The organism is Nocardioides fonticola (assembly GCF_039536805.1).
In the GTDB taxonomy this organism is placed as follows: domain Bacteria; phylum Actinomycetota; class Actinomycetes; order Propionibacteriales; family Nocardioidaceae; genus Nocardioides; species Nocardioides fonticola.
The window spans coordinates 220,703-236,443 of sequence record NZ_BAAAZH010000028.1 but is presented as its reverse complement, the minus strand read 5'-3'; the positions used below and the strand labels follow the sequence as shown (position 1 = coordinate 236,443).

Annotated in this window: 11 protein-coding genes; 5 read left to right on the top strand and 6 right to left on the bottom strand. The window is 73.5% G+C overall.

The window, feature by feature from the left end; all coding sequences use genetic code 11:
• Positions 1-21: 21 nt before the first annotated feature.
• Both ABD671_RS18340 and ABD671_RS18335 read left to right on the top strand, forming a co-directional pair.
• Entirely contained in the window at positions 22-789 is a 768-nt protein-coding gene (locus ABD671_RS18340; RefSeq protein WP_344734894.1) for a 3-oxoacyl-ACP reductase, read from the top strand.
• The gene (locus tag ABD671_RS18335; protein ID WP_344734893.1) at positions 786-1,514 is read left to right on the top strand and encodes a gamma-glutamyl-gamma-aminobutyrate hydrolase family protein; all 729 of its coding nucleotides are present in this window, start codon (positions 786-788) and stop codon (positions 1,512-1,514) included. The genes ABD671_RS18340 and ABD671_RS18335 overlap by 4 nt, the downstream gene beginning before the upstream one ends.
• Before the next feature lie 180 nt (positions 1,515-1,694).
• Here the strand turns inward: ABD671_RS18335 and ABD671_RS18330 are convergent, their stop codons facing one another.
• The 6 genes from ABD671_RS18330 to pepN are packed head-to-tail and all read right to left on the bottom strand — an operon-like array spanning position 1,695 to position 12,290.
• On the bottom strand, positions 1,695-3,095 hold the full coding sequence (locus ABD671_RS18330) for a metallopeptidase TldD-related protein (protein WP_344734892.1): 1,401 nt from the start codon (positions 3,093-3,095) through the stop codon (positions 1,695-1,697).
• On the bottom strand, positions 3,092-4,612 hold the full coding sequence (locus tag ABD671_RS18325; RefSeq protein ID WP_344734891.1) for a TldD/PmbA family protein: 1,521 nt from the start codon (positions 4,610-4,612) through the stop codon (positions 3,092-3,094). The genes ABD671_RS18330 and ABD671_RS18325 overlap by 4 nt, the downstream gene beginning before the upstream one ends.
• 9 nt (positions 4,613-4,621) lie before the next feature.
• Entirely contained in the window at positions 4,622-7,723 is a 3,102-nt protein-coding gene (locus tag ABD671_RS18320; RefSeq protein ID WP_344734890.1) for an AAA family ATPase, read from the bottom strand.
• Positions 7,723-8,904 carry an exonuclease SbcCD subunit D gene (locus ABD671_RS18315; RefSeq protein WP_344734889.1) on the bottom strand — a complete coding sequence of 394 codons (1,182 nt, stop codon included), beginning with the start codon at positions 8,902-8,904 and terminating at the stop codon, positions 7,723-7,725. The genes ABD671_RS18320 and ABD671_RS18315 overlap by 1 nt, the downstream gene beginning before the upstream one ends.
• Before the next feature lie 57 nt (positions 8,905-8,961).
• Positions 8,962-9,837, bottom strand: a complete 876-nt coding sequence (locus ABD671_RS18310) for a formate dehydrogenase accessory sulfurtransferase FdhD (protein WP_344734888.1) — start codon at positions 9,835-9,837, stop codon at positions 8,962-8,964.
• Positions 9,834-12,290 carry an aminopeptidase N gene (gene pepN, locus ABD671_RS18305; protein WP_344734887.1) on the bottom strand — a complete coding sequence of 819 codons (2,457 nt, stop codon included), beginning with the start codon at positions 12,288-12,290 and terminating at the stop codon, positions 9,834-9,836. Before pepN ends, ABD671_RS18310 begins: the two co-directional genes overlap by 4 nt.
• A 162-nt stretch (positions 12,291-12,452) precedes the next feature.
• Between pepN and ABD671_RS18300 the strand changes: the two genes are divergently transcribed.
• From ABD671_RS18300 to ABD671_RS18290, 3 genes are all read left to right on the top strand, one after another.
• Complete coding sequence (locus tag ABD671_RS18300; RefSeq protein WP_344734886.1) at positions 12,453-14,240, top strand: SpoIVB peptidase S55 domain-containing protein; 1,788 nt, start codon at positions 12,453-12,455, stop codon at positions 14,238-14,240.
• 95 nt (positions 14,241-14,335) lie between these two features.
• A complete protein-coding gene (locus ABD671_RS18295) occupies positions 14,336-14,767 on the top strand; it encodes an OsmC family protein (protein WP_344734885.1) in 432 nt (143 codons plus the stop codon).
• On the top strand, positions 14,704-15,672 hold the full coding sequence (locus ABD671_RS18290) for an oxidoreductase (RefSeq protein WP_344734884.1): 969 nt from the start codon (positions 14,704-14,706) through the stop codon (positions 15,670-15,672). The genes ABD671_RS18295 and ABD671_RS18290 overlap by 64 nt, the downstream gene beginning before the upstream one ends.
• The last annotated feature ends 69 nt before the right edge of the window (positions 15,673-15,741 follow it).

Below are 15,741 nucleotides of genomic sequence, written 5' to 3'. Positions count from 1 at the left end.
CGAACCAGGAAAGGAACCACCATGGCAGGACGTCTCGAGGGCTTGGTCGCCGTGATCACCGGAGGCTGCTCCGGTATCGGGCTGGCGACCGTGCGCCGCTTCCTCGAGGAGGGCGCGAAGGTCGTCGTCGGCGACCTCGACGACGCCCGCGGCGCCGAGCTCGAGACCGAGCTCGGCCTCACCTACGTGCACACCGACGTGACCTCGAAGGAACAGGTCGACGCGCTGTTCGCGACCGCGAAGGACACCTACGGGTCGGTCGACATCGCCTTCAACAACGCCGGCATCAGCCCGCCGGAGGACGACTCGATCCTCGACACCGACCTCGACGCGTGGCGCAAGGTGCAGGAGGTCAACCTCACCAGCGTCTACCTGTGCTGCAAGGCCGCGCTGCCCTACATGATCGAGCAGGGCAAGGGCTCGATCATCAACACCGCCTCGTTCGTGGCGGTGATGGGTGCGGCGACCTCGCAGATCTCCTACTCCGCCTCCAAGGGCGGAGTGCTGTCGATGACCCGCGAGCTCGGCGTGCAGTTCGCCCGGCAGGGCATCCGCGTCAACGCGCTGTGCCCCGGACCGGTCAACACCCCGCTGCTCCAGGAGCTCTTCGCCAAGGACGCCGAGCGCGCCGCCCGTCGCCTCGTGCACGTGCCCATGGGCCGGTTCGGCGAGCCCGAGGAGATGGCCAACGCCGTCCTGTTCCTGGCCTCCGACGAGTCGTCGTTCATGACCGCCTCGACCTTCCTGGTCGACGGCGGCATCTCGGGCGCCTACGTCACGCCGCTGTGAGCCGACCGGTCATCGGGCTGAGCGTCTACCGCGAGGACGCCCGGTGGGGGGTGTGGTCCGAACAGGCCGACCTCCTGCCGGCGTCCTACGCGCGGGCGGTCGAGGCAGCGGGCGGCGTCCCGGTGCTGCTGCCGCCGGTCGAGCCGTACGGCGACGCCGCGGTCGGCGTCCTGGAGCGGCTCGACGGGCTGATCATCAGTGGGGGAGCCGACGTCGACCCCGCGCGGTACGGCGCCGACCCGCATGTCACCACCGGAGCGCCGCGGGTCGACCGCGACGCCTGGGAGCTCGCCCTGCTCGACGCCGCCGGCGCCATCGGCATGCCGGTGCTGGGGATCTGTCGCGGGATGCAGGTGATGGCCGTGCATGCCGGAGGCGCGCTGGAGCAGCACGTGCCCGACGTCGTCGCCCATGAGGACCACAGCCCGGGCGGCGATGCCTACGGACGCACCCCTGTGCGGCTCGCTGCCGGCAGCCGGCTCGCCACCCTCGTGAAGGCGCCGCCGACGGTCGCCTGCCACCACCACCAGTCGGTGCGGTCGCACCCGGGGTTCGAGGCCGTCGGCTGGGCCGCTGACGGGCTGCTGGAGGCCATCGAGGACCCCGGACATCTCTTCCGGCTCGCCGTCCAGTGGCACCCCGAGGTGGACGCCGACCGGGGGCTGTTCGCGGGACTGGTCGCCGCGGCAGGGGAGTGGCGGGACGCGGGCCGCTGGGCTCGATGAGGCGCCGGCTACCGCCGGTGGTCGAGGTGCGAGGAGCGCCAGCGACGAGCCTCGAGACCCGGTGAGCAGACAGGTGGCCGGTACCGGTGAGGTGTTCGGGTGCGGGGGTTTCGAGGCTCGCTTCGCTCGCACCTCAACCACCGGCAGGGCTCGCTGTGCTCGCACCTCGACCATCGGTCGTCAGAGGGCCTGCGACACGCTCGACATGTTGAAGTCGGGGATGCGCAGGGCCGGGGTGGCGGTGCGGCTGAAGTAGTCGTCGCCCCACTCGCGGCTGAAGCTCGGCACGGTGGCCGAGGCGTGGCTGAAGCGCTGGAGCAGGTCGATCGGGCTCTCGTTGAACCTGAAGTTGTTGACCATGCCGGTGATCTCGCCGTCCTCGACGAGGTACACGCCGTCGCGGGTGAGGCCGGTCAGCAGCAGGCTCTGCGCATCGACGACGCGGATGTACCAGAGACAGGTGACCAGCAGGCCGCGCTCGACACCGCGCACCAGGTCGTCGAGATCGCCGTCGGCGCCCTCGACCTCGAGCACGAGGTTGTCGACGTAGGGAGTGGTGGGCTGACCGGTGAGGCCGGCGGAGTGGCGGGTCTGGACGAGACCGGTCAGCACGCCGTCGTCGATCCAGGTCGTACGGTCCAGGGGGAGACCGTTGTCGAAGACCGAGGTCGTGTTCGACGACGCCGCGGTGGCGGTGAACGGCGCGCACGCCAGGCCCGGATGGGCGGGGTCGGAGAGCAGCCGGGTGCCCGGCCGCGCGATGCGCTCGCCGATGCGGGTGCCGCCGCCCGGTCGGCTGAACGCCGACTGCCCGTCGTGGGCGTCGAGGGCCCCGGCGTACCAGTAGGCGTCGATGAGCAGGTCGGCAACGGAGCCGGGCGGCAGGATCGTGTCGTAACGCCCGGCCGGGAGGTCGACGCGCCGGCGGCCCCAGTCGAGCCGCCGTCCGAGTTCGGCGTCGAGGGCCAGCGCGTCGACGCCGGCGAAGTCGCGGGTGGCCCCGCCGACCCAGGCCGACTGGGAGAGGTCGTCGGGCTTGCCGGTGCAGGCGTAGTGCCCCGTGGGCTGTTCGTGCCGCAGCCGCAGACCCGTGCTGGAGGCCAGGTAGGTGGTGGTGACCTCATGGTTCACGAAGCCGTAGAGCACCCGACGGCCCGCCGTGGCCCGGGAGAAGGCCTCGCCCAGCGCGGGGGCGAAGGCGTCGTAGACGTGGATGTCGGTGGCGCCGGGGGCGGCGTCCCAGTCGGGGGAGACGCGGTCGGCGGTCAGCTCGGCCGCGTCGGGAGCGGGCGAGGCCGCCCGCGCGGCCGCGTCGGCCTCGGCCACCAGCCTGCGGACGCCGTCGGCCTCGGCGGTGCTCGCACTCACCGAGCCGACCCGCACGCCGTCGGCACCGCGCACGAACGAGACCACCGAGACGCCGACGCGGTGGGCGACGCCGTTGGTGGTCAAGGTGTTGTTCGCCCACCGCAGGTTCGCGGTGGTCGTGTCGCGCACGATGACCACGCAGTCGTCGGCGGCGCTCGCGGCCAGGGCCAGCTCGGCGAGCTGCTGCGGGGTGGGGGTGCCGGCCGCGGTCATCGACCCGCCTCCTGCGTCGTGTTGAGGATCCGGACGTCGCGGAAGCGGGCGCTCGGACATCCATGACTGACGGCTGCGACCTGGCCGGGCTGGGCCTTGCCGCAGTTGAAGGCGCCGCCCAGCACCCACGTCTCCGGGCCGCCGACGGCGTCCATGGAGCCCCAGAAGTCGGTGGTGGTGGCCTGGTAGGCGACGTCACGCACCTGGCCGACGATCTCGCCGTCGCGGATGCGCAGGAAGCGCTGGCCGGTGAACTGGAAGTTGAAGCGCTGCATGTCGATCGACCACGAGCGGTCGCCGACGATGTAGATGCCGTCGTCGACGCCGCGGATCAGGTCGGCCGTCGAGCCGCCGGCGGGGTCGGGCTGGAGGCTGACGTTGGCCATCCGCTGGATCGGGATGTGGGAGGGCGAGTCGGCGTAGGCGCACCCGTTCGAGCGGCCACCGGAGATCTCCGGCATCAGGGCCGCCATCGGACGGTCGAGCTGGTAGCCGACGAGGACGCCGTCGCGCACGATGTCCCAGGAGGTCGTCGCCACGCCCTCGTGGTCGTACCCGATCGTGGCCAGGCCGTGCTCGACCGTGCGGTCGCCGGTGACGTGCATGAGCGGCGTGCCGTACTGGAGCGAGCCGAGCTTGTCGGGGGTCGCGAAGGAGGTGCCCGCGTAGTTCGCCTCGTATCCCAGCGCCCGGTCGAGCTCGGTGGCGTGGCCGATCGACTCGTGGATGGTGAGCCACAGGTTCGAGGGATCGATCACCAGGTCGTAGCGGCCGGCCTCGACACTCGGTGCGCGCAGCTTCTCGGCGAGCAGGTCGGGCACCTCGGCGAGCTCGGCGTCCCAGTCCCAGGCGCCCGGCCCGCCGGCCACGTACTCCCACCCGCGGCCCACCGGAGGGGCGATCGAGGCCATCGAGTCGAACAGGTCGCCGTGGCTGCCCATCGCCTCGAACGCCGGCTGGAGCCGGATGCGCTGTTGCGTGGTCGTGGTGCCGGCGAGGTCGGCGTAGAAGGTGCACTCGTGCACCTGCTGGAGCGAGGCGGTGGCGTGCTCGACGGCGTCGGAGGCGAGCAGGCGCGTCGTCCAGTCGAGCAGGACGCCGGTCTTCTCGGCCACCGGCACCGACCACGGGTCGATCTCGTACGCGGAGACCCAGGTGGCGTCGGCGTGCACCGGCTCGTCGGCCAGGACGACGGGCCGGGCGGTCATCGCGGCCGCGACCTGCGCCACGGCGACGGCCTGCTCGGCCAGCGCAGCGGCACTCTCGGGGGTCAACGCCATGCCGGCGGCGAATCCCCACGACCCGCGGTGCACGACCCGGACGGCGAGGCCGAGGTCCTCGGAGTCGGAGACGCCCTGCACGTGGGTGTCACGTACCCGGATGTTCTGGTAGCGGATGCGCTCGACGCGGAGGTCGGCGTGACTCGCGCCGAGCTCGCGGGCCCGGATGAGGGCGGCATCGGCGAGGAGGCGCAGGGGCAGCTGGACGAAGGCCGGATCCGGTTCGCGGGCGGGCATGGGTCGAACCTATGCCATCGCGGCGAAGGTCTTGCCGACCCTCACCTCCGCGGTGGATCCGGACCGCGCCTTGGTGACGACGATCTGGGTCGGGATGCGCGAGCGCATCTCCGCGACGTGGCTCACCACCCCGACCACGCGACCGCCGTCGCGCAGGGCATCGAGGGTGTCCATGACGTCGTCGAGGGTGTCGGCGTCGAGCGAGCCGAACCCCTCGTCGACGAAGAGCGTGTCGATGGCGGCACCGCCGACCTCGTGCGCGATGACGTCGGCGAGACCGAGCGCCAGGGCCAGGGAGACGACGAACGTCTCGCCGCCCGAGAGCGTGGCGGGGTCGCGGGCCTCACCCGACCAGTCGTCGCGGACCAGCAGACCCAGGCCGCCTCGGGACTCCCGGTTGCCGCGCTCGGCGGTGTGCTCGAGCCGGTAGCGGTGATCGGTCATCGCGTGCAGCCGCTCGTTGGCGGCGTCGACGACCTGGGCCAGCCGGTAGGCCAGCACGTAGGCCGAGAGCCGCATCTGCAGACGGTTGTCGGCCGACTTGCCCTCGACGAAAGCCGAGAGGCGGGTCGTGCGGTCGTGGTCGTGGTGCAGCGGGACCCACGAGGCCAGCTCCTCGTCGAAGCGGGCGACCAGCTCGACCAGCCGGCCGCACCGTGCGGTGGCTCGACCGGCCTCCTCACGGGCGCGTCCGAGCGCGTCGAGAGCGGCCGTGTGCGCCGCGGTGCTCTCGGCGAGCGCGGTCTCGGCCTCGGCCAGGGCGACCTGCGCCGCGTCGGGATCGCTCGCCGCGGCGAGGTCGGGATGCTCCTGCCCCAGCCGCTCGACGATCTCGTGGACCCGGTCGGTCTCGCGCTGGTGCGCGATCTGCTCGGCCTCCCAGGCGATCAGGACGTCGCCGGGTGCGGCGACCTCGCGCACCGCCGCCTCGTCGCAGAACCCGGTCTCGGCCAACAGGCGCTCGACGTGCGCGGCGCTCGCCGCGGCCTCGGCGGCACGGTCGCGGGCCGTGCGGAGGGCTGCGACGGCTGCCTCGTGCCGCTCCACCGCGGACGCCAATCGCCGCTCCGCGGCGGGCAGCGTGTCGTCGGGGAGATCGGCCAGCAGGCCGGCGACCTCGGCGTCGAGGCGTGCGGCCTCCTCGGCGCGGGCCCCACGCGAGGCGGTGAGGGCGGCGATCTCGGTGCGCAGCACCGAGAGATGGCCGGCGAGGGCGTCGCGGTCGGCCCGGAGGGCGGCGAGCGCGTCCTCGGCGGCGGGCAGGGTGTCGGCCAGCGTGCGTGCCTTCGGCAGGGCGGCGGCGAGTTCGGCGCACTCGGCGCGGGCGGCGGTCACGTCGCGGTCGCCGACCGTGGCCTCGAGGCTGGCGACCCGCTGCTGGAGTTCGCTGAGCCGCAGATGCCGCAGGTGCTCGTCGTTCTTCGCGTCGTCGACCCGGCGTTGCGCCGCCCGCTCGGCGGAGGCGTCGGAGGCGTCGGGCGCGGGCGTGGCCTTCGCCGGGTGCTCGTGCGAGCCGCAGACCGGGCAGGAGTGCCCGACGACCAGCGCGCCGGCGAGCTCGGCGGCCATCCCGGCGATGCGCGCCTCCCGGAGCGCCAGCAGGGTCTCGTGGGCGGTGGCGGCGGCCTCCCGCGCCGCCAGCCACGCGTCGGTGGCCTCCTGCACCTGGGGCCGGAGGAGTGCCAGCTCGGCACCGGCGGCGACGACGGCCGCGAGCTCGTCGTGGCGGACCTGCAGGACGGCGACCTGCGCCCCGGCCTCGCGCGCGGTCGCGACCTGCGCCTCGGCGTCGGCCAGGAGCGCGGGCATCGCCTCCTCGCGGTGCCGCTGGATCTGCTCGGTGTGCACCGCGGCCGCGATGCGCTCCTCGAGCGATCGCAGGTCGTCGGCGAGCGTGCGCCGCGCCTCGTGGCGGGGGAGGGCGGCGCGGACGCCGGCCAGCCGGTCGGCCAGCGCCCGCCGACGGTCGTCGATCTCCACCAGGAGGGGCTCGGAGACGCCGTCGGCGAGCTCGTGCTCGAGACCGGTCGGCTCGGCGCCGTCGGGAGCGTCGGCGAGCAGGCGCACCTGCGATCGCGCCTCCCGCAGGGCGTGGTCGGCCGTGCGGCGATCGGCCTCGGCTCGCTGGAGCATCGGCACCACGGGTGCGGCGCGGCGCGCCGCGCGGATGCGCTCGACCAGGTCGGCGATGTGCTCGGCGCGGGCGACCAGGGTGGCCTCCGCACAACGCGCCGCGACGACCTCGCGGGCCGCCTCGACCCGCTGCCGCACCCGGTCGGTCCGCTCGCGGGAGCTCGCCTCGGCCGCGGCCGTTCCTGCCACCAGATCGGTGACGGCGTGCAGCCCGGCGGCCGCCGCCGCCCGCCGCTCGTGGACCCAGTCGCGCAGGCTGCCGTCGAGGAGCACCTCGGTGAGGTCGTCGTCGACGGTCGGCGGAAGCGGCTCGTCGGCGGCCTCGCTGATGCGGCCCACCAGCACGGAGATCTCCTGCATGGCCTCGGCGCTGCGGCGCCCGAGGGTGAGGCGTCGTTCGCGCAGCCACTTCTCGACGTCCTCGAACCGCCCGGTGCGGAAGAGGCGTTGCAGCAGGGCGTGGCGCTCGTCGGCCCGCGCGCGCAGGAACGCCTGGAAACGGCCCTGCGGAAGGAGGGCCACCTGGGTGAACTGGCCGAGGTTCATGCCCAGCAGGCCGGCGATGAGGTCGCCGGCCTCGTCGAGCCGGGTCGTCAACGGCGACCAGTCGCCGGCGAGGTGTTCGCTGACACTCACCGACGCCTGCTCGGTGGTCATGCCGGTGCCGCGCTTCTTCGGCCGTTCCCACGACGGCGTCCGCACGATCCGGAAGCGGCGCCCGCCCAGGGTGCAGTCGAGCTCGACCCGCGGCCGCACGGACGGCGCGGCCTGGTCGCACCGCAGTCGCTTCGCGGTGGCGCGATCGCCGGGGACGTCGCCGTAGAGCGCGAAGCAGATCGCGTCGAGGATGCTCGTCTTGCCGGCCCCGGTGGCTCCGGAGAGCAGGAAGAGCCCGGCGCCCGACACGTGGTCGAGATCGAGGTCGACGGTGTCGGCGAACGGACCGAAGGCCGTGATGCTCAGGTGGTGGAGGCGCATCAGGCGAGCTCCTCCAGCGAGAAGAGTGTGTCGACCTCGGGGTCGTCGCAGCAGGCGTCGACCGCCAGGCGCAGCAGCGAGGCCTCGTCGGCGGGCGGCTCGGCACCGCGCAGGGTGCGCAGGAAGTCGAGGGCGATGTCGTGGTCGGTGCGCCCCTGGGAGCGCGTGGCCGGCAGGACGCCGACCGTGGGCGCCTGGTGCTCGAAGGTGAGCACCAGCGTGTGCGGGAAGCGTCGACGCAACCGCTCCATCGCCTGTCGCGGACGGGTGTCGTCGGTGAGGGTGACCTGCACCCAGCTGGCCTCGTGGGCCGCGAGCGCGGGGTCGGCCAACAGCTCCTCGAGGCCGCCGCGCAGCCGGGCGAGCGGGCGGGGGACCGGTGCCTCGATGAACTCGGCCGCGGCGACCCCGCTCGGGCCGAGGTCGACGAGCCACGCCCCCTTGCGGTGGTCGGCCTCGGAGAAGGAGTAGGCCAGCGGGGAGCCGCTGTACCGGATCGATTCCCCCAGCACGTGGCGCCCGTGCAGGTGGCCGAGCGCGGTGTAGTCGATGCCTTCGAAGAGCGCCGACGACACCAGGCTGACACCGCCGACGCTGATGTCGCGCTCGGAGTCCGAGGGGGTCGGGTCGAGGGCGCCGCCGCCGACGAACGCATGGGCGAGCACGATGGACCGCGCTCCGGGCCGGCCGGCGAGATCGTCGCGCACCCGGCCCATCGCCGCGCCGAGCGCCGCCTGGTGGGACCGCGCCGGCAGCTGCCACGGACCCGCCACCGACTCCGGGTCGAGGTAGGGGATGCCGTAGACGGCGACCGGCCCGTGCTCGTCGTCGAGGAGAACCGGCGTGCCGACCGCGGCGACGTCGGTGCGCAGGTGGACGCCGGCCTCGTCGATGAGCCGCGAGCTGAACCCGAGCCGCTGGGCGGAGTCGTGGTTGCCGCTGGTGAGGACGACGCGGGCCCGCGAGCGGGCCAGGCGCACGAGGGTCTCGTCGGCCAGCCGGACGGCGTCGACCGGCGGCAGGGCGCGGTCGTAGATGTCGCCGGCGACGACGACGAGGTCGACCCGTTCGCTCTCGACGACCTCGAGCAGGTGGTCGATGTAGGCGGCCTGGTGGCCGAGCATCCCCTCACGGTGGAACGACCGGCCCAGGTGCCAGTCGGAGGTGTGGAGGAGGCGCATGGGACGAACCTAGGCGGGAGCACCGACAAAGCCGGCGAGCCCACGCCGGGAGGCTCCTCAGCAGTAGCGCACGACCCGGTCGGCGCGGGCGAATCCGTAGAGGCCGAGCCCGGATTCGCGCGCCAGGCGCACCGACAGGCTCGTCGGCGCCCCGACCGCGACCAGGGCCCGGGTGCCCGCGGCGATCGCCTTCTGCACCAGCTCGAAGCCGGCCCGTCCGCTCACCACCAACACGGTGCCGGCTGTGGGCTCGGCGGCCAGCACGCGGGCACCGGTGACCTTGTCGACGGCGTTGTGACGCCCGACGTCCTCGCGCACGACGAGGACCTCGCCGTCGAGGGTGACGAGCGCCGCGGCATGGACCCCGCCGGTGCGGTCGAAGAGCGGCTGGTGCGGCCGCAGCAGGTCGGGCAGGCTCCGGACGAACGCCCCGTCGAGCTCGCCGCCGCGATCGGAGGCGGATGTGGATCCTTCAGCCCCCGGATGGCGTCCGAGCACCGCCTCGATGCTGTCCGCACCGCACACCCCGCAGGCCGAGGAGCCCGCGGAGGCGGCGTCGTGCCGCGCGCCGGGCGGGTGCACCGGCACCGCGTCGAGGGTCACCGTGACGACGTTGAACTCCTGCTCGGGCGTGAGCGTCGCGTCGGTGCAGTAGGCGACACCGGAGATCGCCGCCGTGCCGGAGGGGGAGAGGTGGCCCGGGCCGGCGACCCCCTCGTGCACCATCCAGCCCGCGGCGAGCTCGAAGTCGTGACCGGGGGTGCGCATCGTGACCCACACGCGATGGGCGGGAGCCCCCGGCCAGGCGAGGCGGATCTCCAGGGGCTCCTCGGTGATCACCCGATCCTCGTGGCGGGAGACCCGTTCGGGGAGGTGCTCCTCGACCCGCACCCGCACGGTTGGGCCGGGACGCCGGTCGGCGCCCGGGCTCACCGCGGGTACCGCTGGAGGATCATCAGCCGGCGTGCGAGGTCGTCGACCGCATCGGAGACCCGCCGCCGCAGCGGGCCGGGCAGCTCCGGGTCGTCGCGCAGCCGCTCGGCCAGGGCGAGCGTCGCCGGGGTGACCGAGGACGCCGGGAAGAACTGCTCGGCGGCGAGCGCGAGCACCCATCCGCTGCGCACCGCGGCGGTCGCGGGCAGCTCGGCGAAGTACCGCTCGACATAGGGATCGGTGACGGACTCCTGGCCGCCGCGCCACATGCCGAGACCGGCGGCCTCGAGCTCGTAGTTCGGCACCTCGACGGCGCCGGTGAACCGGGCCCACGCGTACTCCTTGGCCTCCGCCGTCGGCAGCGAGGCGCGAGCCCGCGTGTGCTCGACGACGGCCGCGTCGGTGCGCTCGGCCTCCAGAGCGGCATCGAGCTCGGCGACCTCGACGGCGCCGAGCGTGGCCAGCCGCACCAGCAGCTTCCAGCGCTGCTCGGTGTCGATCGCGATGCCCGCCGGCGCTGCGGTCAGCCAGCCGCGCAGGTCGGCAGCGTCGGTCGCTGTCGCGACCGCCGCCCGGAAGGCCGACAGCTGACGCTCCGACCCGGGCTCGGCGGCGTCCAGGATCGTGCGGACGGCGCGGTGCAGGCGCTCCCGAGATCCTGCGGGCGCCAGCGGCAGCAACCACTCCAGCACCCATGCCAGCGTGCGCCGACCGGTGGCGCCGGTGTCCTCGACGGGGAAGCTCGCCTCGGCGAGGTCGACGGCCAGGGCCGGGTCGAGGCGTCCCTGGTGCACCGAGCTGCGCACGTTGTTCCACACCGCCGCCCGCAGCAGCTCGTCCTCCACGCCGGGCAGGAGGTCGACCAGGCCGCGCACGGAGGTGTCGTCGATCAGGGTCGAGGCCCACGTGTCGAAGCGCGGGTCGAGCACCACGACGTCGTCGGCGCCGATCTCCAGCGGCGCTTGCGGGCTGTCGAGGACGACGTCCTCGAATCGCCAGCCGGCGCCCGTGGCGCGGGCGATCGTGAAGCGGTGCGGGCGGTCGGCCTGCGGATCGTGCGCAGGCGGGGTGCGGCGCAGCACGCCCGCGCCCCGGTCGAGCTCGAGGACGTCGGGACCGCTCGTGCGCAGCCACTGCTGCACCGTCGCACCGAGGTCGCGGCCGGAGGCCTGCTCCCAGGCCGCGACGACGTCGGCGAGCTCGATCGTGCCGAAGCGGCGCTGCTCGAAGAGGGTGCGCACGCCGCCGAAGAACGCCTCGTCGCCCAGGGTCGCGTCGAGCTGGGCGAGGATCGAGGAGCCCTTCGCGTACGAGATGCCGTCGAAGTCCTGGAGGGCGGACGGCGCGTCGACGGCGCCGTTGCCGGCGACCGGGTGGGTGCTGGTGCGCAGGTCGGCGGTGAGGCCCCACTGCCGGCGTCCGTAGGCCACCTCGACCCAGGCGTCGGAGAACTCGGTGGCCTCGGCCGCGACCCGGTTGCCGAGGTACTCGGCGAACGACTCGTTGAGCCACAGGTCGTCCCACCAGCGCGGGGTGACCAGGTCGCCGAACCACTGGTGGGCCATCTCGTGGGCGATGAGGGCGGCCCGCCACACGAGCTCGGCGCGCGAGGGGCGTCCGGAGAAGACGAGGGTGTCGCGGATCGTCACGCAGCCCGGGTTCTCCATCGCGCCGGCGTTGAACTCCGGCACGAACGCCTGGTGGTAGTCGCCGAAGGCGTAGCGGACGCCGAAGAGCCGGTGCAGTTCGTCGAAGCTCTGCCCGGTGACGCGCAGGATGTCCTCGGCCTGCTCCTCCAGCCGGCCGGTGAGGCTCTGCTTGGCCGACAGGCTCAGCGCGATGCCGTCGTGCTCGGTGCCGACGAGGTGGTAGGGCCCGGCGACCACGGTGACGAAGTAGGTCGCGAGCGGGGGCGTCGTGGCCAGCTGCCACACGCCAGGCTCGACCTCCTCGGCGCGACCGTTGCCGCGCACGATCCAGTCCTGGGGCGCGTGCACCCGCACCGTGTACGGCGCCTTCAGGTCGGGCTGGTCGAAGCAGGCGAAGACGCTCGGGGCGGCGTCCATGAAGCTCATGCCGTACACGTAGTGCCGTCCGTCGGCCGGGTCGACGGAGCGGTGCAGGCCCTCGCCGTCGTTGCGGTAGCGCATCACCGACCGGACGACGAGTTCGTGCTCGCCCTCGGTGACGTCGAGCGGGAGACGCCCGCGGTCGAGGAGGTCGACGTCGACCTCGCTGCCGTCGAGGGTGATGGAGGCGACCGAGACCGGCTTGAGATCGACGAAGGTGCGACCGGCGGCCTTGCCCCGGAACCGCAGCACGGTGCGCGACAGGAAGGTCTCCGCGCCCGTGGTGAGGTCCAGGTCCAGGTCGTAGCCCAGGACGTCGAGGAGCGCGGCACGGGCGATGGCCTCGTCGTGGCGCAGGGGCAGGTCGGGTGCCGACGGGTTCACGGGCTCGAACCTACGCGGTGCCGCGCACGCCGCCGACAGCCCCCGGGGTGGGTGGTCCACACCGGGACACGCCGCCGGGCAACCCGATGGCCCTCCAGCGCGTCTGCCTGGTGGAATGCACTACGGAGAGGGGCACCCCGCCCCTGGGAGGAAGTCATGTCGATGACGCACACATCTCGGGTCCGCCGCACGGCGGCCATCACCAGCGGGGCCATCGGCCTCGCGCTCGCCTCGGCCGCCGTCACCGGGTTGCCCGCCCGCGGAGCCGGACCCACCGGCGACTGCACGCCGGCCTACGACGTCAGCACCCTGCAGCGCGACGACGCCGTCACCGGGCTCACCGTCAGCAAGGGCACCACCCCCGAGCCGTTCAGCGGCACGGTGATCGGCACCTTGAAGGACGGCATCGCGCCCGGCATCGACATGATCATGATCAAGTTCGACTCCGCGGCCCTCCAGGACGCCGGCGGCATCTGGCAGGGCATGTCCGGCTCCCCGGTCTACAAGGACGGCAAGCTCATCGGCGCCGTCGCCTACGGCCTGGCCTACGGTCCGTCCCCGATCGCGGGCGTCACCCCGTTCTCCGACATGGACGACTACCTGACCGGCACGCCGGCGGCGAAGGTGACGGTCGACCGCACCCAGGCGGCCCGCATCGCCGCCGCGAGCGACGTCTCCCGCGACCAGGCCGCGCAGGGCTTCACCCAGCTGCCGATCCCGATGAGCGTCACCGGTCTGAGCAGCAACCGCGCCCGCCAGTTGGCCGGTGTCGACGAGCCGTGGAACCGCGGCGTCAGCTACGCCACCGGACGCGCCGGCACCGCGGCGGTCGACGCCTCCAGCATCGTCGCCGGCGGCAACGTCGCGGCGTCCGCGGCCTACGGCGACGTCAGCTTCGCCGGCGTCGGCACGGTCACCTCGGTGTGCAACGGCCGCATCGTCGCCTTCGGCCACCCGTTCAACAACCTCGGCGAGACCACGCTCGGCCTGCACCCGGCCGACGCCCTCTACGTGCAGGCCGATTCGCTCGGCTCGCCCTTCAAGGTCGCCAACATCGGTGCCCCGGCCGGCGTCATCGACCAGGACCGACGCACCGGCATCAGCGGGGCGCTCGGCACGGCACCGGACGCCGCGGTGGTCTCCTCGAGCGTGACCGCGGGCGGCAAGTCGCGCACCGGCACCACCGACGTCTACGTGCCCGACGCGCTGGCCGCCGCGACCTTCAACGAGTTCCTGGCCAACCACGACCGCGTCTTCGACACCATCGGTGCCGGCCGGGAGAACCAGACGTGGGAGATCACCGGCACCGAGAACGGCACGCCGTTCACGCTCCAGTGGGCCGACACCTACGTCGACAACTCCGACATCACCTTCGCCTCGGTCTTCGAGCTCGCCGACTTCGTCTACGCGGTCTCGAGCCTGCCGGGCGTGACGGTCGACGAGGTCGCGATCACCTCCGACATCACCCGCGAGCACACCACGCTGAAGCTCACCGGTGTGGAGCGGAAGACGGCGTCGGGGTGGGTCGCGGTCACGCGCAAGGCCCCCGTGGTCGCGAAGCCGGGTCGCACCGTGGCGCTGCGGGCCGTGCTCAAGGCCCCCGACGGCACGCTGTCCTACCAGGAGTTCGGCCTCGCCATCCCCACGGGCAAGCTCCGGGGCGGCTCGGTGTCGATCGTCGGTGGTCTCAACGACTACCTCGACTCCTACTCGCTCACCTCGATCGCCGATGCGCAGACCGAGCTCGAGCGGGCGCTGCGCAACGACCAGATCGGCGTCCGGGCCCGGTTCAACGGCAAGGAGCTCTCGATCAAGAAGTCCCAGAGCAAGCTCGACCCGCTGACCACGGTCGTCGTCGGCGAGAAGGACATCGAGATCGTCGGTCCGAACGGTCGGCCCGGCTCCCTCCACAGCACCGGCGGCGGCGTCGTGTCGGTCCCGCGCCACTGATCGCGACCACCTAGCACCGGTCGGGCCGGTCCGGGAGTTCCCGGGCCGGCCCGTCGGCGTCCCGCCACCCGAGCCTGCGTCACTAGGCTCGCGTCATGTCCACCGAGGAGACCCTGCGCACCGTCGACCTGACCAAGATCGGCCCCGAGCGGTACAAGGCCACCAACGCCCGCGGCGGCGTCCTGCCGATCGGCGGCGGCGACGACCCCGACTTCACCCCGGTCGAGCTGCTGCTGGCGGCCCTGGCGGGTTGCGGGGCGATCGACCTGGAGCTGATCGCCGGCAAGCGGGCGCCCTTCACCCGGCTCGACGCCCGGGTCACCGGCCACAAGATCCGCGACGAGCAGGGCTCCCACCTCGTCGACCTGACCGTCACCTTCGACGTCGCGTTCCCCGAGGGGGAGGCCGGCGACGCGGCTCGCGCGGTCGTGCCACGCACGCTCGAGCAGATCGAGTCCCGTCTGTGCACCGTCGGACGCACGGTCACCCTCGGCGAGCCGGTGCGGTACCGGGGGACGGCGTCCTGAGCGGGCTGCGGCGCCCGCGCAGCGGGCCGTGGGTCGACGTCCCCCGCCAGGACGGGCGCGTCGTCGTCGTCACCGGCGCCAGTGCCGGGGTCGGGGCGGCGACGACCGAGATCCTCGCCCACCGCGGAGCGCACGTGGTGCTCGCCGTCCGCGACGTGGAGAAGGGACGCCGGGTCGCCGATGCCATGCGCGCACCCCGGCACCTGCTCGACGTCCGCCGCCTCGATGTCGCCGACCCCGATTCGATCGCGGCCTTCGCCGACGGGCTCGACCTCGATCGCGTCGACGTGCTGGTCGACAACGCCGGCGTGATGGCGACGGCATACCGGGTGAGCGCCTGGGGCACCGACGACCAGTTCGCGACCAACCACCTCGGCCACGTGCTGCTCACCGCGCTGCTGCTGCCCCGGATCACCGACCGCGTGGTCGTCGTGAGCTCCCAGTCGCATCGCGGTGCCGACCTCGACCTCGACGACCTGGACTGGTCGCGGCGCGGCTACCGCCCCTACGGCGCGTACGGGGCCTCGAAGCTGGCGAACCTGCACTTCCTCGCCGAGTTGCAGCGGCGCCTCACGGCCGCGGGTTCGCGGGTGCGGGCGGTCGGCGCGCACCCCGGCTCGACCCGCTCGGCCATCACGCAGGGGGCCGGCAACGGGCTGATGCGCCGCATCGGCGCCTTCGGCCACCCGCTGGTGAGCATGCCGCCCTGGCAGGGAGCCCTTCCGCTGGTCTACGCCGCCACGATGGACGTGCCGGGCAACACCTACATCGGGCCCGACGGCCCCGGCGAGCTGCGAGGCTGGCCGACCGCGGTGGGTCGCTCCCGTGCCGCGACCGATCCGGACTTCGCCCGACGCACCTGGGAGGTGTCGGTCCAGCTCACCGGTGCGCGGTTCGGGCTCTGAGGCTGCTACCGGTGGTCGAGGTGCGAGGAGCGCTGGCGACGAGCCGCGAGACCCGGTGAGCCGGACGGT